Annotated in this window: 14 protein-coding genes and 1 pseudogene; 8 read left to right on the top strand and 7 right to left on the bottom strand. The window is 36.8% G+C overall.

The genetic code is table 11. From position 1 onward, the window contains the following. The first annotated feature begins 3 nt into the window (after positions 1–3). Complete coding sequence (locus SJY37_RS10180) at positions 4–1,014, top strand: glutamine synthetase beta-grasp domain-containing protein (protein ID WP_339848491.1); 1,011 nt, start codon at positions 4–6, stop codon at positions 1,012–1,014. Positions 1,015–1,168: 154 nt separating this feature from the next. On the opposite strand, the gene SJY37_RS10175 is transcribed toward SJY37_RS10180, so the two are convergent. Then, positions 1,169–2,119 carry a calcium/sodium antiporter gene (locus SJY37_RS10175; RefSeq protein WP_298325626.1) on the bottom strand — a complete coding sequence of 317 codons (951 nt, stop codon included), beginning with the start codon at positions 2,117–2,119 and terminating at the stop codon, positions 1,169–1,171. Positions 2,120–2,333: 214 nt separating this feature from the next. On the opposite strand from SJY37_RS10175, the gene SJY37_RS10170 reads away from it, so the two are divergent. From SJY37_RS10170 to SJY37_RS10150, 5 genes are all read left to right on the top strand, one after another. After that, positions 2,334–4,544 (top strand): bifunctional (p)ppGpp synthetase/guanosine-3',5'-bis(diphosphate) 3'-pyrophosphohydrolase, encoded by a 2,211-nt coding sequence (locus tag SJY37_RS10170; RefSeq protein ID WP_298325629.1) that lies wholly within the window; start codon positions 2,334–2,336, stop codon positions 4,542–4,544. 29 nt (positions 4,545–4,573) lie between these two features. Next, on the top strand, positions 4,574–5,029 hold the full coding sequence (locus tag SJY37_RS10165; protein WP_035333992.1) for a Fur family transcriptional regulator: 456 nt from the start codon (positions 4,574–4,576) through the stop codon (positions 5,027–5,029). A 7-nt stretch (positions 5,030–5,036) separates the two neighbouring features. Beyond that, entirely contained in the window at positions 5,037–6,311 is a 1,275-nt protein-coding gene (locus SJY37_RS10160) for an adenylosuccinate synthase (protein WP_013749650.1), read from the top strand. Positions 6,312–6,491: 180 nt separating this feature from the next. Next, positions 6,492–8,318 carry an OstA-like protein gene (locus tag SJY37_RS10155; RefSeq protein WP_298325634.1) on the top strand — a complete coding sequence of 609 codons (1,827 nt, stop codon included), beginning with the start codon at positions 6,492–6,494 and terminating at the stop codon, positions 8,316–8,318. A gap of 210 nt (positions 8,319–8,528) precedes the next feature. Then, positions 8,529–9,221 (top strand): redoxin domain-containing protein, encoded by a 693-nt coding sequence (locus tag SJY37_RS10150; RefSeq protein ID WP_339848485.1) that lies wholly within the window; start codon positions 8,529–8,531, stop codon positions 9,219–9,221. A 3-nt stretch (positions 9,222–9,224) separates the two neighbouring features. Here SJY37_RS10150 and SJY37_RS10145 read toward each other — a convergent pair whose 3' ends face one another. From SJY37_RS10145 to SJY37_RS10135, 3 genes are all read right to left on the bottom strand, one after another. Then, entirely contained in the window at positions 9,225–9,593 is a 369-nt protein-coding gene (locus SJY37_RS10145; protein WP_298325638.1) for a sulfite exporter TauE/SafE family protein, read from the bottom strand. Positions 9,594–9,706: 113 nt separating this feature from the next. Next, positions 9,707–10,669 carry a lytic transglycosylase domain-containing protein gene (locus SJY37_RS10140; RefSeq protein WP_298326947.1) on the bottom strand — a complete coding sequence of 321 codons (963 nt, stop codon included), beginning with the start codon at positions 10,667–10,669 and terminating at the stop codon, positions 9,707–9,709. 8 nt (positions 10,670–10,677) lie between these two features. After that, the gene (locus SJY37_RS10135; protein ID WP_298325640.1) at positions 10,678–11,346 is read right to left on the bottom strand and encodes an alpha/beta fold hydrolase; all 669 of its coding nucleotides are present in this window, start codon (positions 11,344–11,346) and stop codon (positions 10,678–10,680) included. 201 nt (positions 11,347–11,547) lie between these two features. Between SJY37_RS10135 and SJY37_RS10130 the strand changes: the two genes are divergently transcribed. Both SJY37_RS10130 and SJY37_RS10125 read left to right on the top strand, forming a co-directional pair. Beyond that, positions 11,548–11,847: a hypothetical protein gene (locus SJY37_RS10130; RefSeq protein ID WP_013749656.1), complete on the top strand. Its 300-nt coding sequence runs from the start codon at positions 11,548–11,550 to the stop codon at positions 11,845–11,847. A 102-nt stretch (positions 11,848–11,949) separates the two neighbouring features. Beyond that, a complete protein-coding gene (locus tag SJY37_RS10125) occupies positions 11,950–12,609 on the top strand; it encodes an alpha/beta hydrolase (protein WP_298325643.1) in 660 nt (219 codons plus the stop codon). A gap of 96 nt (positions 12,610–12,705) precedes the next feature. On the opposite strand, the gene SJY37_RS10120 is transcribed toward SJY37_RS10125, so the two are convergent. The 3 genes and pseudogenes from SJY37_RS10120 to SJY37_RS10110 form a co-directional block, all read right to left on the bottom strand. Then, positions 12,706–14,730, bottom strand: coding sequence for an OmpA family protein (locus SJY37_RS10120; RefSeq protein ID WP_298325645.1), 2,025 nt, complete (start codon positions 14,728–14,730; stop codon positions 12,706–12,708). 61 nt (positions 14,731–14,791) lie between these two features. Then, positions 14,792–15,649: pseudogene (locus SJY37_RS10115) on the bottom strand (type IX secretion system membrane protein PorP/SprF); the annotation flags it as partial. 15 nt (positions 15,650–15,664) lie between these two features. Then, positions 15,665–19,993: a gliding motility-associated C-terminal domain-containing protein gene (locus SJY37_RS10110; RefSeq protein WP_298325651.1), complete on the bottom strand. Its 4,329-nt coding sequence runs from the start codon at positions 19,991–19,993 to the stop codon at positions 15,665–15,667. Positions 19,994–20,029: the final 36 nt, after the last annotated feature.

The raw sequence follows: 20,029 nt of genomic DNA, 5'->3' as shown, positions 1-20,029 counted from the left end.
ATTATGAGTAAGTCAAAACTAGAATACATTTGGTTAGACGGGTACACACCCACACAAAATATGAGAAGCAAGACTAAAGTTGTAAACGACTTTAGCGGAAAATTAGAAGACTGCCCTATATGGTCTTTTGATGGGTCTTCTACTAAGCAAGCATCTGGAGGAGCTTCAGACTGTCTTCTAAAGCCAGTAGCTATCTACCCAGATCCACAACGTACTGATGGATTCTTAGTAATGACAGAAGTGCTAAGTGCAGATGGTACACCACATGCATCAAACCACAGAGCAAAAATAGATGATGATGATAATGATTTCTGGTTCGGTTTTGAGCAAGAATACTTTATCATGGACAGAGAAACTCAACTGCCTTTAGGCTTCCCAATAGGTGGATACCCAGGACCACAAGGAATGTATTACTGTTCTGTAGGAGGTCGCCATACACACGGTCGTGATTTTGTAGAAGAGCACGCAGATCTTTGTATCGAGGCTGGTCTTAACTTTGAAGGAATTAACCAAGAGGTTGCTTCTGGACAATGGGAATACCAACTATTTGCAAAAGGCGCAAAAAAAGCTGGAGATGAGATCTGGGTATCACGTTACCTTCTAGATCGTCTTACTGAGCAGTACGGATGGTACATTGAGTATCACCCTAAACCAGTAAAAGGAGATTGGAATGGATCTGGCATGCACGCAAACTTCTCAAATGAAGTATTGAGAACTTGTGGATCTGAGGAAACTTACAATAAGATTTGTGAAGCGTTCCGCCCAGTAACAAAAGAACACATTAAAGCATATGGAGCTCACAATGAAGAGCGCCTTACAGGAGATCACGAGACTGCTTCTATTACAGATTTCTCTTATGGAGTATCAGATCGTGGAGCATCATTACGTATTCCTATTATCACTGTAGAGCAAGGATGGAAAGGATGGTTAGAAGATCGTCGTCCAGCTTCAAACGCAGATCCATATCGCGTAGCAGGTCGTATCATCGAGACTGTAAAAACTGCAAAGGTTTAATTCTGATTTATATATAAATGTAAAAATGCTCAACTTAGGTTGAGCATTTTTTTTGTATTACGCTTTCGCGAAAGCATACTTAAAATCATATATAAACATCTAGATAGACGACTAGAATATTGAGAACCTAATCGTATTCTAAAAAAGGCATTAGCTATGCTGCAAATGCAAGCGCTATAAACAATATATAAGCTCCTACAAGCACTAAGCCTTTAATTCTCCCTATCTGTAGTTTTGCAGGTATAAATGCAAGTGGCAATAAGATGGCTGCAAAACCTATCATCCAGTAAATATTAGTGCCTAAAATAGCATCATCTACAACGTTAATATCCTTAATAAGCGATGTTATCCCAAGTACTGAGGCAATATTAAAAATATTAGACCCTATCAAGTTTCCTAAAGAAATAGCTTTTTCTTTCTTTAATGCCGCAATTACAGATGCCGCAAGTTCTGGAACACTAGTACCTATTGCGATAACGGTAACAGAAATAGCATACTCGCTTATACCAACAGCCGTTGCAAGATCTTTTGCTCCAGAGACAAGCCACTCAGAACCAAAATATAACGCCGCTCCACCTATAATAAGCCAGAGAATTATTTTAAAATAAGATGCTTGTCCTAAACCCTCGTCTACGCCATTACTTTCTTCTAGCGCTGCACTTTTTCTAGCTCTACGCAATAAGAAATATAAATAAACACCAAGTGCTGCAAGTAGTCCTCCACCTTCGGTAGCGGTGAGTTTTCCATCATTTGAGAGTAAGAAAAACAAGGCTACAGAAAAGAACATCATCACTGGCCAGTTAAAACGGTAAAAATCACGATCTATCGCAAGTGCCGAAATCACTGCAGTGATACCTAAAACGAGACCTATGTTTGCAATATTAGACCCAATTACATTACCTAGCGCAATATCAGAACTACCGTCTAATGCTGCTTGAACACTCACTAACAACTCCGGTGCAGACGTTGCAAATGATACAACTGTGAGACCTATCACCATCTTAGAAAGATTGAGTTTAAATGACAATCCTACAGATGCCCTTACTAAGAACTCACCTCCTACTACTAGTAATACTAAGCCCACTAGGATATAAAAAATACTCATAAATTCTAATTTTAAAGGCGAAGATAAGAATTAACAATCATGTGTACTGAGAATAAACAAGAGGCGATAGTGGTAATGTTAGTACGCTTTCGCGAAAGCGTTATAAAAAAATAAACTCCATATATCTTAAAAAGACATCGTTACATAAATCCTCACAAGATGTTGTTATTATATATTGTTCATTTATGAGAAAATGGTACATTTAAGATATCATATGGAATTAACGACAGAATTTATAGAGGCAGAGAATAAGGAGCTGACAAGACAGTACAAAAAACTGTTGCGCATAAGCTATCAAACCTTATCTGAGGATGATAAAAAAATGATACGTAAAGCATTTGACGTAGCTGTAGATGCTCACAAATCACAACGTCGAAAATCTGGTGAAGCATACATCTTTCATCCAGTTGCCGTGGCACAGATTGTTGCTAGCGAGATAGGCCTTGACGCTACATCAATTGCTAGTGCATTGCTTCATGATGTGGTAGAGGATACAGATTACACTTTATCTGATCTTGAGCAAATGTTTGGAGAGACTGTCGCTCGTATTGTAGATGGCCTTACTAAAATATCCAGCTTAAAAAAGGATAGAGATGTGTCTTTACAAGCAGAGAATTTTAGAAAAATGCTGCTTACTATTAATGATGATCCACGGGTAATCATAATAAAAATAGCAGACCGCCTCCATAATATGCAGACCATGGATTCCATGCGTCCAGATAAGCAATCAAAAATCGCAAGTGAGACTCTTTATATATATGCACCTCTGGCTCATAGAATGGGGTTATATAATATAAAGACAGAACTTGAAGATTTAAGTTTAAAATATACCGAACCAGAAGTTTACAAAGATCTTTCTGGTAAAATCACAGAGAGCAAAGCACAGCAAGACGATTACATTAAGGAATTTAAAAAAGTTATAGAAGACTCTCTAGACGAAGAAGGACTTAATTATCAAATCAAAGGACGCCCAAAATCGATATACAGTATAAGGCGTAAGATTCTTGCGCAAGGAGTCACTTTTGAAGAGGTGTATGACAAATTTGCGATACGCATCATCTATAAGAGCGATAAGGCTAATGAAAAATTCTTAGCCTGGAAAATATATTCTATCGTTACAGATCACTTCAGACCTAACCCTACCCGTTTGCGAGACTGGATTTCTTCTCCTAAGACTACGGGTTATGAAGCTCTGCACATTACCGTAATGGGACTTAAAGGACGATGGGTAGAAGTACAGATACGTTCTGAACGAATGAATGAAATCGCCGAAAAGGGATATGCAGCGCACTTCAAGTATAAACAAGGAAACGACGGAGATTCTACACTAGACGACTGGATTAATAAACTGCAAGAAGCGCTAGAAAATCCTGATCAAAACGCTGTGGATTTTGTTGAAAATTTCAAACTCAATCTATACAATAAGGAAATCTTTGTATTTACCCCTCAAGGAGAACTCAAGTCTCTTCCTAAAGGGGCAACTCCGCTAGATTTTGCCTTTAGTGTGCATACAGAAGTAGGGTTACATACTCGCGGATCAAGAGTTAATGGCAGACTTGTGCCGCTAAGTCATGAACTTAAAAGTGGCGACCAGGTAGAAATCATCACATCAGAATCTGCGCATCCTACAAATAACTGGCTTGACTATGCCACAACAGCAAGAGCACGTGCAAAGATAAAATCATCTCTCAAAGATGAAAAGAAAGAACTTGCAGATGATGGTAAGGCTATCTTGAATCGTAAACTTAAATCTCAGAAAATACCTCTTAACGAGAAAACTATAAACGAACTAGTCTCGTACTTCAAGCTAAACACTAGTCTTGACTTATTTTATCGTATAGGTAACGGAACCATAGACAACAAAATGATAAAAGAGTTTGCCGCACAACGCAGCAATGCTTTAATGTCATTTATAAAAAGTAAAATACGTAAGCCTAATAGTCCGCCAGATGTTCATAAAGATGAGATCACCAATAATTATGACTCATTAGTTTTTGGCCCAGAAGATCAAAAACTCGATTATTCATTTGCAAAATGTTGTAGCCCTATACCTGGCGATCCAGTTTTTGGGTTTACCACCATAAACGACGGCATTAAAGTGCATAAAAATAATTGCCCTAATGCAATCTCGATGAGAAGTAATTATGCCTATAGAATTATTAAGGCAAAGTGGGTTGACTCATCAGACACTGGTTATCAAACAGACATTATACTTACAGGTATTGATAACTTAGGACTTGTAAATACAGTAACGGCAGAGATTTCGAAGCACCAGCATGTAGAAATAAAGGGTATAAACTTTACCACGCAAGGAGGTGTTTTTAAAGGAAAAATAACGGTACTAGTGAGAAACAATGAATTGTTGAAAACCTTGATAGAAAATCTTAAAAAAATAGACGGTATCGACCAAGTGACTCGAGTATAAATCCGTAAATTCGTCCTTTACTAAAAACGATGCCACTAAAAGCTACTATTAATAAGGATCAAGACGTTGTAAAAGGCGTTTTTACAGCCTATCTAGAAGAAAAAGGTCACCGCAAAACACCTGAACGTTTTGCAATCTTGCAAGAGATATACAGCAATGAAGAGCACTTTGATATCGAGACGCTCTACATTAGTATGAAAAACAAGAACTATAGGGTGAGCCGTGCGACATTATACAACACCATAGAACTTTTACTAGAATGCGGGCTCGTACGCAAACATCAGTTTGGCAATAATCAAGCGCAGTATGAAAAGTCATACTTTGATAAGCAACACGATCACGTTATACTTACAGATACAGGAGAAGTAATAGAATTTTGCGATCCTCGTATACAGTCTATTAAAAAAACCATAGAAGAGGTTTTTGATATTACTATAGACAAGCATTCACTTTATTTTTACGGAAAGAAAAACACGACTAATTAACATAACAATGGCTGTAGATTTACTACTGGGCCTCCAATGGGGCGACGAAGGAAAAGGAAAAATTGTAGACGTTCTTACGAAGGACTACGATATTATTGCACGTTTTCAAGGAGGACCTAATGCAGGTCACACTCTTGAATTTGACGGTATAAAGCACGTATTACATACGATTCCTTCTGGAATTTTTCATGACAATGCTATGAATGTCATAGGTAATGGCGTTGTGATAGATCCTGTGATTTTTAAGAAAGAACTTCAAAATCTTGATAAGTTTGAAGGACTAGATTATAAAGCAAAAATGGTGATCTCTCGTAAAGCACATCTTATACTTCCTACACACCGCTTACTAGATGCAGCTTCTGAAGCTTCAAAAGGAAAGGCAAAAATAGGTTCTACTCTTAAGGGAATAGGTCCTACTTATATGGATAAAACTGGTCGTAACGGTATACGTGTAGGAGATCTAGAACTTGCAGACTGGAAAGAGCGTTATGCTACGTTAAGAGACAAGCATATCTCAATGATTGATTTTTATGACGCAAAGATTGATTACGATCTAGACGAACTAGAAACAGAATTCTTTGCTGCTATAAAAACACTTAAGACGCTTAAGTTTATAGACTCAGAAGAGTATTTATATCAAGCACAAAAATCTGGCAAGTCTATACTTGCAGAGGGTGCTCAAGGATCACTACTTGATATTGACTTTGGTACTTATCCTTATGTAACTTCTTCAAACACGACAGCAGCAGGAGCTTGTACAGGTCTTGGTGTTGCTCCTAATCAAATAGGCGAAGTATTTGGAATCTTCAAAGCTTACACCACTCGTGTAGGTTCTGGACCATTCCCTACAGAGCTTTTTGACGAAGATGGTGAGACTATGGGACGCGTAGGTAATGAATTTGGCGCTACTACTGGACGTGCACGTCGTTGTGGATGGTTAGACCTTGTAGCTCTTAAATATGCCGTGCGTGTAAACGGAGTTACTCAACTTATGATGATGAAAGGTGATGTACTTTCTGGATTTAAAACCTTGAAAGTATGTACTGCATATAAATATAAAGGAGAGACTATCGAGCACCTTCCTTATAATATTGAGCCAGAAAACGTTGAAGTAGTTTATAAAGAAATGGCTGGATGGTCTGAAGATCTAACAGGCATGACTACTGCAGACCAACTTCCTAAGGCTCTTAATGATTACATAGATTATCTTGAGAAAGAACTTGAGACACCTATTAAAATAGTTTCTGTAGGACCAGATCGTACACAAACGATACTTAGATAAGCTTACAAAAATTTAAATTATAAAAAAGCCTTCAGATTCATATCTGGAGGCTTTTTATATACACTTATCTCAAATAAATTACGTTAAAAGAATACCCTAATGTAGATACAAAGCGGTATCACCTCCTTTTTGATAAACTGTTATCGATTTCGGCAGGCAATTTGATTATTTTTGACACTGATGAAAAATTACTTTTACATTTTACTTACTGGGATGTTTTTATGTTCTGCTTTCGCGAAAGCGCAACAAAACCAACCTAAAGAAATCCTCATAGAATCTGACATTGAACGCATCAATGAAGAAGAATTTCCTGGCGCAATTATTTTTCAGAAGTCAAATAAGCAAGTATACATACAACACGAAGGTGCCGAAATGTGGTGCGATCTTGCTTTTTATTATAAAGACGAGAACTTTGTAAAAGCATACAGAAACGTACGCTTAAAGCAAGGTGACTCTATCTCGATGCGTGGTAGATATATAGAATATAATGGTGATACGAAGTTTGCTTATGCAGCAGGTGATGTCTTCTTAAAGAAAGACACTACAACAGTAACCACAGACACCATGTACTTTAATCGCATAAGCCAGCAAGCGTACTATCGCACAGGAGGAGTTGTCACATCACCAAACAGCAAAATAACTAGCCGCGTAGGTCGCTACTATATAGAGCAGGATAAAATCTCTTTTATTAATGATGTTGTGGTTACAAATACTGAGTACGTAATTAACAGTGAGCAACTAGACTTTTATAGCGTCCCAGAACATGCTTATTTGTATGGACCTACTACAATTACGAGTTCAACATCTAAGGTATATTGTGAGCGCGGGTTTTATGATACTGCAAATGATTATGGTTATTTTGTAAAGAACTCGAGAATAGATTATGACAATAGGCAGGTATATGGAGATAGCCTCTATTTTGACAGAAATAGAAACTTTGCAAGTGCGACTAACAATATCAAAGTTCTTGACACCTTAAACAGAAGCCTTGTAAAAGGACATTATGCAGAAGTTTACAGAGCAAAGGATTCTGTTTTAATCACACAACGAGCAGTTGCTATCACAGTAGAAGATAATGACTCTGTGTACGTACATGGCGACAGACTTTTACTTACTGGAAAGCCGGAGAACCGAATTATAAGAGCTTTTAAGAACGTAAAACTTTATAAGAGTAACATGAGTGGTAAAAGCGACTCCCTGCATAGTAACCAGCGCACAGGACTTACTCAAATGATAGGAAAACCTATATTATGGAGTGAGAAAAGCCAAATCACAGGAGATAGCATTCACCTTCTCAATAATCTAGAAACAGAAAAAATAGATTCTCTTAAGGTTTTTGACAATGCGTTTATCGCTCAGAAAGACACGATTTCTGGATTTAACCAAGTCAAAGGACAAAAACTATATGGCTTTTTTGATGATGAAAATCAGCTTAAGCAAGTAGATATTATAAACAACGCAGAGACAATAATGTATATGCGTGAAGAAAACGGTGACCTTACAGGCATAGACAGAGGAACCTCTGCTCGTATAGAAATTACATTTTTTGAAAATACCATAGACGAGATTAATAAACTTAAAAGTCCTGGAGGAACCATTTTTCCCGAATCACAATTTAAAAATGAACCACAAACCTTTGAGGGCTTTAACTGGAGAGGTGATGAAGAGTTGTTGAGCAAGGAGGATATATTTAAAGGAGAAGCTCCGTTTGAGCTTACTAAAATTCAAGGAATACCCCTACCCGAAATTGATGCTGGTTTCTTTTCAACTACTGATGACCCAACAATCAAACCGCTATCTGAAAGCTCAGATATAAAAGAAGGAACTCTAGAAAATCGAGAAGAAAATAAGCCAAAATATGGACAAGAAAATCTAGATGAAAAGAGCAAACTTGAGAAAGAAGCTTTATTAGAGCGTAACCAAAACACCTCTACACAACGCACTCAAAATCCAACCTTGATGAACACACCAAGACTATTAAAATCCGTTAAAAAAGACGGGAATTAACAGGCAATATTTGAAGTGAAATTCTCCTAAGGAAAACTAACAAGAATATGACATTCTTACAAAAAGTACTAAATATCAAGTTTTTACGCATCTAAAAGAATCAATATAGTACAGATTATTGCGTTTTAACCCAATTTATAAGTCAGTTAACGAAAATATTTTTCTACACCTTTCTTCCCTCCTATCTTTATAGTCCCAAATCATTAGACTATGAGAAAATTATTACTTTTACTCGTATTTACAGCAATTTCTAACCTATCAGCACAGAACTCTCAGATGTTCTTTTCTGAAGCGCTAGACGCTCACCTTCCCTCTTATTTATTACAAGCCGAAGAAGCCATTAGAAATCTTGAACAAGACAAAGTCAAAGTGCTTTTTGATAATCTTGTAGAGGACAAACTTGTAGGATCTTTGATGAATAATTTTAAGGTTAAAACCACTTCAAAGAAAAGTAAATCTTTAGCAGATTATAATAAACCTGTAATGTTACTCACCTATTCTAGCTGGAGAATAAGCAGCAAAGGAGAGCAAGCTGCTCTTAACGAGCTGGCAAATCAATATGGTGATGATGTAGCGATTGTACTTCTATTTTGGGGAGATGTTAAGCAAGTAAAAAAATTAAGCAAAGACTATGATCGCAATATAGACATACTTTATGTTGATGATTCTGAGAATAATTACTCTTTGGTTATCAAGAACCTTAAGCATTCTTTAGGGCTCCCTCTTGCTTACACAATTACTTCAGATAAGGAAATTATAGATATTAAAAGACGCCTATCTAACAAGCTGTCTCAAGATGAAGCATTATCTACTACCAATAATTTTGAACTATATAAAGGTATGCTTACAGAGTTACTGTACAACCAGCAACTACTAAGTGATGATCCTATAGTTATCAATTAGTAGTTATTTACCCCACAGCATTTTTATAGAAAGAACGAGAAGCACCGCTCCAAAGATTCTTTTAAGCGTTTTTTGATCAAGATTTACAGCTAGTTTTGATCCTAAAAATCCGCCTACCACAAAAAACACAGCGATAACCGCAGCATATTTCCAGTTTACATAGCCTTCGTTATAGTAATTATAAGCAGCAAGGAATGTTACCGGAACTGCAAGCACAGCAAGACTCGTACCTTGAGCTTCATGCTGATTAAAGTGCAGTAACATAATCATAAGAGGTATCATAATAACACCTCCACCTACTCCCATAACACCACTCAACACTCCGGCAATAAGACCTATGGCTATAAGCGCTATAATAACTGATGCATTCATTTTATTAAATTTTGTTTCAATAAAAATACCATATTAGAGAGTGTTATAAATATAAATAGGCATCTCATTTTATAAAATGAGATGCCTATTTATTAATTGATTATTTATGAGTATTATCTACCTAGTGTGTAAGCACCTTTTTCTGGTATCTCTATATAATATTTCTTTCCTGAACTATTATTGAGTTTAGTCTCACGTAACCAAGGGTTGTGAAGTTTAAGAAGCTTATAGTTAATGTCAAAACGCTCTGCAAATTTTACAAAATCTGTCACTGCCGTATCTACTTCAACCTTATATGTAGGTACCTCTGCATATAGATCCTCTGCTCTAAAGTTAAAACCATACTTCTTTGGATTGCTTAAAATCTCCTTAAGAGCAATAATTCTAAATACGTAACGACCAGTTTCCTCTCCTAAAAGTAAATCATAATAGTCTTGTACATTTTGCTCTTTAAAACGACGAGAAACTCCATAATTACCGGCATTATAAGCAGCTGCTGCAGCTGTCCAGCTTCCAAATTTCTCCTTAGACTGCTTTAAATATTTACAAGCAGCTCGTGTAGATTTTTCTACATGATATCTCTCATCTACATTATCGTTTACTTCTAGACCGTATTCTCTTCCAGTTTCTTTTAGAATTTGCCAGAAACCAGTCGCTCTAGCAGGAGAAACTGCTTGTGTCAGTCCGCTTTCTATTACTGCCAGATATTTAAGATCATCTGGTACACCTTCTTCTGCTAGAATCTTTTCTATCGTTGGAAAATATTTATTTGCTCTTTTAAAAATAAGTAACGCATTAGACTGCCAGTACGTGTTCACAAGGAGCTCACGATCCATACGTTCCAGTATATCCGGATTTTCAACAGGAACTGCCTCACCTGCAAAGTTTAATCCATCTGGCATTGGGATGGCATACACGTTATAGTCATTGAGCAACCTCTTTGATGTCATTTTTTCATTCTGCAGCTCTCCTTTTTCTTCTACCACTTCTTCTTGTGGTGCTTGTGCAGAGTTTATAACTAGGCCTGCAATAGCTACTACTGCAATACCTGCAACAACTTTCTTTATCATTATCATCATCTTTTCTATTTTAAATCAATGTAATCATTTTCAATCAGTTCGATTAAGTTTTTATTAAACCATTTTGCTCGAGTTATCACCATAATGTGAGTCCCTCCGTCAATATTTATACAGTTATCTATATACTTCAATGGGAAGACCTTATCTGCACTTCCGTGTACGTGAATAATTCCTGGCGGCGCAGTTTCTTGATCCCAACAGACCATTTCTTTTACTGCCCAACTCAAGTATCTTCTATCATTCATAGATAGGTACTTTTTATATAGTGCCACTCTATTTTTTATAGTCTCGCCAAAGGCATATTTTGCAAGTGTATCTATATCTTCTACTAATCTCGTAGGCAATATGTTGTACAACTTTAGCTTTCGCGAAAGCTTCATTCTACGTGGTAACTCATGCTTAGTCTTAACACTACTCACAATGATAAGCTTTGCCACCTTAATATGCTTTGCCATTTCTTGTACGAGTATCCCGCCAAAACTAACGCCTAGCAATACGACATTGTCATGCTTAATATGAGTTGTCATTCTCAAAGCATAGTCTTGTAGTGACTCATCTACCTCTGGAATGAACCATTCTAGCAAATGAATTTGATAAGAATCCTCGGGTAACTTTATATTCTCAAAAATAGAAGGATTGGCCGCCATACCTGGCATTAAATACACGTGCGTCATCTAACTTATAAGTAAGGGTTTAACATAAGAGAAGCGCTCTATTTCGGGAATTTTTTATACATTTGCAAGACTTTCTCAAAAAGAAATTATTAAGATTTGATTATCTTATTATTTCTTGCCTCTTAGGGGTCAAAATTAAGGAGAGATTTCTAATAACCCCGTTAATAATTTTACAAATACTTTAAATATTTTTCAAAATTTATGGAAGCGACGACAGCAGTTGAATTGACAGATAATGAGTTCCAAAGACAGTTTGAAGCAACATTTGCAGGGAAAATGGCAAAAATGGAATACTCGTTACAAGAGCGTAAAATCTTCCTGACAAAAATCTTCATGCCAGAAGGCACAGAGGAGCACATGAATGAATTTATTATAGCAGTATTTAATGAAGTTGCAGAGAGAGAAATAAGCCTCGTACCTACGAGTCCTGAAATTGCAAAATTCATGCGTTCTAACAGACGTAAATACAAAAAATTACTACCTGTAGGAATTAACATATAGGTGATCCTATTCTATTTAAAAACCACTCCATGAGTGGTTTTTTTTTATGCAATATTGCGAGATTACCTTGAAACATATATCCTATAAAATTTTATACTATTTATGATAGAAAAAAATATACCCTACACACATACTAATACGTACTCCACCCTTAACGAGCTATCAGAAAAAACTAAGAATGTTTGGTTCGTTTTTCACGGCATGGGCTACTTGTCAAGGTATTTTATCAATTACTTCAAGGAGCTTCCACCAGAAGAGAATTACATCATAGCCCCACAGGCACCTAGTAAATATTACCAAGACAAGCGTTTTAAATATGTAGGCGCTAGCTGGCTCACTAAAGAAAATACAGAAACAGAGAAGGACAATGTTTTTAATTACCTTGATGAGCTATGGACTACAGAACTAGCATCTATCGATAAAAGTGCCGTAAACGTGATCATGATGGGGTATTCTCAAGGTGTTTCTATCGCCACCAGATGGATTGCTTCTAGAAAAATAGATTGTTCCTATCTTTTACTACATTCTGGCGCCATACCAGCCGAGTTAAATCCGACGGATTTTGAGCATCTTTCTACCACCACTCCAGTCACATATATTTATGGAGATAAAGACGAATATATCACAGAAGCTCGTGTTACAGAACAGCATCTCAACGGTTCTGCTCTTTTTGGCAATCGTCTAGAAGTCGTTGTGTTTCCTGGTATTCATGAGGTTCACACAGCATTCTTTCCAAAGATATTAACTGCACTGGAAGAGTAAATTAAAGGTATAGGTTACGCTTTCGCGAAAGCGTAAAACAAAAAAAAATCGGCAACTCTATTGAATTGCCGATTTTGTTATTTAAAGAAATGCTTATTAATAACCAGTGATTTCAAATTCACTACGCCTGTTAAGCTGATGATCATCTTCTGTGCATTTACCTACAGGACAGTTAATCACAGGCTCTGTATCGCCATATCCTTGGTATTGTATTCTAGAAGCATCAATTCCTTTACTAACTAGATAGTCAAAGGTACTTTTTGCTCTTTTTTCTGATAGCGGCATATTATATGCTGCTGGACCACGACTATCTGTGTGAGAACTTACTTTTATTTTAATACGCTCGTATTTGACAAGCTTAGCTGCCAGTCTATCAAGTACAGCTCTTGAGTCTTCACGTACTACATGTAAATCAAAATCAAAATAAATAGGTGCTACATCCATAAACAGCTTGCCTTCCCTCTCTACTACTTGCGGCGCATTTACATCTGTAAGCAACTCAAAACGACTTGGATCTTTCACTTTAAGATCTTTAGAAAGATTCTTTTCTTTCATAAGAGCGAGCTCACTGTCTGTAAATATTCTCTTTACTTTGATTACATAAGGTGCAGTCTGTACGCCTCGTATTTGAATATCCATACGCCCTTCTTCATGATTATCTCCGGAGGCTATAAAAGTATAATCATCTACAGTAAGTGGCACTTGGAAAGGCGCAGCATCCTCTTTACGATCTGAATAAACTTCCTTACCTTGATATCCTAGGATCTGTATTGCTGCATCTGAGATAAGTTCATCAGTATCTGCATCACGCACTTCAAACTGCGTTTTAAATTCGCGAGTTATGATTTCTCCAGTTTGTACAAAACTATAAATATCGTCATCTTTTCCGCTACGATTAGTGGCATACAGTCCATTATTATCAGAATAGTAACTTAGACTAAAATCATCATATTTAGAATTAATAGGTGCTCCTAGGTTAATAGGCTCTGTGAACCCTTTTACTGTGAGTGGTGCTACAAAAATATCAAGCAAACCTAAACCTAAACGTCCATCTGTAGCAAAATATAAATCCCCTGTGTTTGAAACAAATGGAAATTGCTCTCTATGAATAGTATTAATTGTAGGCCCTAAATTTACCGGAGTACTATACGTCCCATCTAGCTGTACGGTTACATAGTAGATATCAAACCCGCCAAGACCTCCTTCCATATCTGAGGCAAAGTACAAACGCTTTCCATCTCTAGTAAGTGTAGGATGCATGTAAGAATAATTTTCATTTACAAATGACAGACGTTCTGCATCTCTCCATATTCCATCAATACGAACACTTTTATAAAGATGAACCCTATTAGTTTGTTCTTCATCAAACATCTTCCCGCTATCTCCATTTTTATAAGCACTACGAGATAGGTACATCTCATCTCCTGCTGTGTTAAAACACAGATTACCATCATGAAGTGGTGAGTTTACTCCTTGCTTAAGTCTTACAGCTTCACCTGCGAGTTCATTTTTGTCATTTACTCGTACTCCGTAAATATCTAAGAATGGTCTTTGTGTAGTCTTAAAACGCCTTGCAAATAAGGTTCTAAGCACATCGTCATTTAATCTATCTGATGTAAAGAAAACACTATCTCCTACTCTTACGGGTCCAAAGTCGTCTGCTTCTGAGCTTATATTACTCTTGGTAGCGTCAAATTTTGGATTTTTCTTCATTAAATCTTCCAATAATTTAATACCAGCGACTTTATCAAAGTCTTCACCTTTGTTTTTGTAATAAATATCAAGGTAGTCAATACCCTTATCAGAATCTAAAGTAGTATTAAGTACGTGAAACATTTTGAAATTAAACTCATTATCATATGTTCTATCCTCGTCATTAAATCGCTGTCCTACTAGCTGATTAAGATATATAGATGCGCTTCTATAATCTTGATCTAAATAGTAAGCGTCAATAAGTTTCCCTAGTATTTCTTTAGAGTTATTTTTTCTTAAAGCCACTTCATAATACTTTGCAGCACTAGCGTAGTCTCCTTTATTAAAAAAACGATCTCCCTTTTGTACTTGCCCAAATGCACCTGCACTTACACAGAGTATAATAAGTAATGTGTATATATTTTTCATCTTAGTAAAATCTTGGTGAGATGTAACGTTTTTGTAAGCCTAGCAAATCAAATGTGTATAATAGTACTACCTCGTGACTTCCATTGTTAAAACGATTAAGATCGCTCACATTAAAGTCATAGCTGTATCCTATTTTTAAATCATTTGTAATATTAAATCCTGCTAGTGCTGCGATAGCATCTTGATGTCTGTATGAAACCCCGAGTTCAAATTTCTCGTCATACAAGGCATTTAATGAAAGGTCGTAGGTTAATGGTGCCCCGCTTATCCATTTTGCAACAGCAGAAGGCTTTATTTTAAGCACATCACTCACATCATACACGTAACCTGCCATTAAATATGCAGTAGGATCCTTCTTATATAGAATAGAGGAATCACCATTGCCTAAATTTTCAATTTTATACGGTATCACGCTTGGCGAACTTAACCCAATGTAGTAATTATCTTTAAAAAGAAAAGCTCCTACACCAACATCTAGCGAGGTGGTTTCTCCATTTTGAAAAGCTAAATCTCCTCCTACATTTTGACCTGTAAAATCAAGACTCTGATTATCTACACCTAACTTTAATCCAAAAGATAGGTTTGTACTTTCTGCTACATTAATTCTGTAAGCAAAATTTACATTAAAATTATTTGTAGTGAGTACGTCTCCTATTTGATCATTCACATAGTTTACGCCTATTTCTACACGCTCGTTAAGAGGAATATTTGCAAAAACATTTGCAGTTTTTGGCGCACCATCTAGACCTACCCACTGAGAGCGGTACAAACTACCTACTCTTATAAGTCCTGGTTCATTAATCATATAGGCTGGATTTACCACACCTTGATTGTACATGTACTGAGTGTACTGTGGTTCTTGTTGAGCAAACGTAGATAAACTACAAAATGCCGCTAGTATGAATATTTTAAATTTCATCTTGAGGTTGTTTTTTTATCTACTTAAGTAAAAAGATCCGTCTATCGGTTCTGAGTTTGAATCATTAGGATAGAAGATGTAAAAATATACACCTGTAGGTAGTTGATCACCTAATCCAGATCCTGTATTAGAACTTCCATCAAAAAGTGGAGTGTTTCTATTTCCTCTGTAAACAATAGTTCCGTATCTATTAAAAATTTGAATATCAAAATTCGGGAAGATATTTGGTAAAGTTCCTAATTCTAAGAAGTCATTCTGACCATCATCATTGTCTGACACTCCATCAGAGATTTGAATTTGACATCTTCCGTCGCTTAGTGGTAAAACATCTGCTAGATATGGTACTCTAGGTGATTCACATCCGTTGTCATCTACCGCACTTACATAATAAGTTGTCTCATCTACTAATAAAGTAGATAATGGTAATGGATCTCCACCTTCCGCGGAAGCGTACCAAACAAAGTCTTCTACACTAACAACAAGATTCCCTAAGGTAACTCCATCATTAATACAGATAAATGGCTCATTTAATACTACTGTAGGCGCCATAACCGGTGTAATAGTAAATGTAATAGTTGCATCATCTTGACCACAAGCATCTGTAAAAACTATGTATAGATATGAGAAAGTACCTTCACCTAAGGCTCCCACATCAATTAATCCATCTATTACAGTTTCTGATGTATCGATATTTATAAACTCTCCTGTAAGCTGAGCATCATTAGATAATAATCCAAATAAAGAAGTTGTGTAATCTCCTGCACAAACAAACGTATCTATATCGTCTCCTGCGTTTGAGACAGGTACAATACTTACTGATATCGTTGCACTCACCGCATCACATGCTCCGTTTGCTGCAATACTATACACGTAGTCACCGCTCACTGCAGTCATTGGGTCAATAGAACCATTATTATCTGCTGTAGCATATCCTTCTGGACCAGACCAGCTACCGTTACTATCAGGACTTCCTCCTAAAATTGTAAATAAATCTACAATAGCGCCATCCTCACAAGCCTGAAAAGTACCTCCAGTTCCAGCATTACTACTTTCAAAAACAATAAAAGATAATGTAGCTACATCTCCACAACCATCATCTGTAGTTGTTGTATAGGTAAAATCAAACACTTGCTGCTCATTTACCGCAGGAACTGTAATCGGATTAGAAATTACTGCACCGGTAGCTGTGTCTGTCCAAACTCCTTGTGTTCCAACGTAAATTGTATCTGTACCGTTAGTTTCTAGTAATGAAATTAGATCAATAGGATTTGTAAAACTATCGTCACAAAGCTCCACTCCCGTAGTATCTTCTCCAGCATAATTAGTTGCAAAAAATGAAACCGTAACTGTCGCTATTACTGCTTCACATGCTCCGTTTGCGGCTATAGTGTAAACATAAGCACCTTCTGAGTTTACAGATGGGTCAAAAACCGCATTATTATCTGTTGTTGTAAAACTGCTAGGTCCAGACCAAGTACCATTAGTATCTGGCGTCCCTCCTAATAATGTAAAGAGATTTACAGTGGTTCCATCTTCACAAGTTTCATAAGCTGCATCTATACCAGCATCACCTTGTTCAAATACTGTAAAAGATAATGTTGCTGTGTCTTCACAACCATCATCAGTTGTTGTCGTATATGTAAGATTAAATACTTGCTGCTCATCTACCGCAGGGACAGTAAATGGATTACTAACTACATCGCCAGTGGCAGTATCCGACCATACACCTTGGGCTCCTACATATACTGCATCTGTACCGTTAGTTTCTAATAATGAAATTAGATCAATAGGATTTGTAAAACTATTATCACAAAGCTCCACTCCCGTAGTATCTTCTCCAGCATAATTTGTTGCAAAGAATGAAACCGTCACCGTAGCAGTTACCACTTCACATGCACCATTTGCTGCTATAGTATAAATATAAGCGCCTTCTGCATTTACAGATGGGTCAAAGTTAGCTTCATTATCCGTAGTGGTATATCCATTAGGGCCAGACCAAGTTCCATTTATATCTGGTGTACCTCCTAATAATATAAAGAGATTTATAGTGGTTCCATCTTCACAAGTTTCATAAGCTGCATCTATACCAGCATCACCTTGCTCAAAAACTGTAAAAGATAAAGTCGCTGTATCTTCACAACCACCACCTCCAGTAGTATAAACAAACTCAAAAGTTTGAGAATCTGTAATTGATGGTATTGCAAATGGATTTACTATAACTGCTCCAGAGCTATCAGTCCAATCACCATTAGTATCTATAGTGTCTGTGCCGTTATCTTCTAGAAGTGTAATTAAATCTACAGTTGTCGTTGTATTACATAACTCAACACCCGTAGTATCTTCCCCTGCATATATTGCATCTCCTAAAGTCACATCTACCGTTGTAGATGCTTCTAGACACGTTCCATTTGCTGGTACGGTATAAATATATTCACCCTCAACACTTGTCCCAGGTGTAAATAGAGCAACGTTATCTGTGGTTGTAAAACCATCAGGGCCAGACCAAGTACCGTTAGTATCCGGAGTTCCCCCTAAAAGAGTAAAGAGATCAACCTCAGCTGCATCACTACAAACTGCGAGCGGTCCACTTTCTCCTGGATCGTATTGCTCATATACAGTAAAGCTTAGTGTAGCACTGTCTTCACATCCGTTTTCTGTTACAGTATTATATTCAAAGTTGAATAATTGAGAGTCTGTAATAGTAGGTATTTCAAAGTTATTATCAACTACGTCTCCATTTGCAGTATTAGTCCATACTCCGTTTGGACCTACATAAATAGGAGCTTCATCAGTATTTACTTCTAATAAGTCCGTAAGTACTAGAGGACTCTCTGTTTCACAAATCTCAAGATCTGCAGTGTCTTCTCCTGCGTAGTTTGCTGGGTTAACTATTAAGGTAACTAGTGTAGATTGAGATTCACACGGCTGATCTCCAGACACGACTACTTCACAGCCATCGGGACCTATAAATGTTTGCGTGATACCTGGACCACAATGGTAACTTTCATTTACAATAAATTCAAACACATAAGTTCCTGCAGAAGTATTGTCTGTAAGTGTTGATACATCAATTGTGCCGGCACTCGTATAATCAACATCACCTACAAGCGAACATATTTCATCTAAATTAGAAACAAGCCCCAGGTTAGAAGGCCCAGAGACCAACCTCCAATTTGTACAACTATTGTTTGGGTAATCAAATAATGTAGCTCCTTCTTGCGCAAAGTCTATATAATCGTATAAATTTAATGTAGTCAGAGTTTCATCTCCTACACATAATTCTGGAATATCATTTTGTCCAAAAGGTCGTATATATTCATAAAATGTAAATCTGATTGTACTTTGTTGGTCAGAACAAATTGATGATCTACTTTCTACAAAATAAGTAAAGTCATAAGTTATACATCCAAATTCTGGAGTAGTAGCCACAAGATCGTCATAGATTTCTCTAAGATTGATAATGGAATCACCAGGGCCAGATATTTGACCAGTAGGATCTGTTAACCAAATTCCTTCTATATTTTCATTTACTAGATATTCATCATCACGTAAATTAATATCCATATCAAAGTTACCTGCTAACAACTCTGTCTCACATATCACAAATGAATTTGCAAATCCTGCAAATGGCTCTTTAGTAACAGATACCAAAACAGAAGTAATTTCTTCTATTGAACAAGGAGTAATTCCAGGCACACGATATTCTAACTCAAAAGTCTCTTCGTCTACAAGTGGTGGACCAGCTTGATATGGTATATTAACGTTAAGAAATCTATTTCCTGAGATTCCAACGTAATTAGGACTTGAACCTACATAAAACCACTCTCCATTTCCATGCGGACTAGGGTTAGATAATAAAGTTTGAAATAAATCAATATTTGTAGTACTGTCACACTCAAAAGGCGGAGCTCCTTGACACACTTGAAGATTCACTCCACCTGCAGTAGTACTTGCTGCGGTTCCTGAGTAAGGTCCTAAAACTACATTGAATAAAAACTGCACATCATCTGGACAACCTGTAGCTCCATTAAGAAACTCGAACTGATAGTCTGCAATATCTTCAGATGAGCTATCAAGATCCCATAGATACAGATCTCCAGTTACCACATCAAGCGCAAAGTTAAAGTTAGGATCAAACCACATCCCATCTGCAGGAGTGATTGTTGTTCCGGTAATTGCAGAAAACTCTTCATAGAGATTTATGATTCCATCTGGAATTGAATCACCGTTACCATCTACAACAGTCATGTCGCACACAGTAAATGTCTCTACCTGGGCACACTGACTAAAAGCCGTTACCGTAGAGCATAACAATAAAGTAAGAAAAAGGTATAATTTCCCCATAGTTAAGTTGGATTAAGGTGCAACGAAGATAAATCA

It is taken from the genome of Dokdonia sp. R78006, assembly GCF_042466145.1.
In the GTDB taxonomy this organism is placed as follows: Bacteria; Bacteroidota; Bacteroidia; order Flavobacteriales; family Flavobacteriaceae; genus Dokdonia.
Note: the sequence above shows the minus strand (reverse complement) of the source record. Positions and strands in the feature narration are given on the sequence as shown.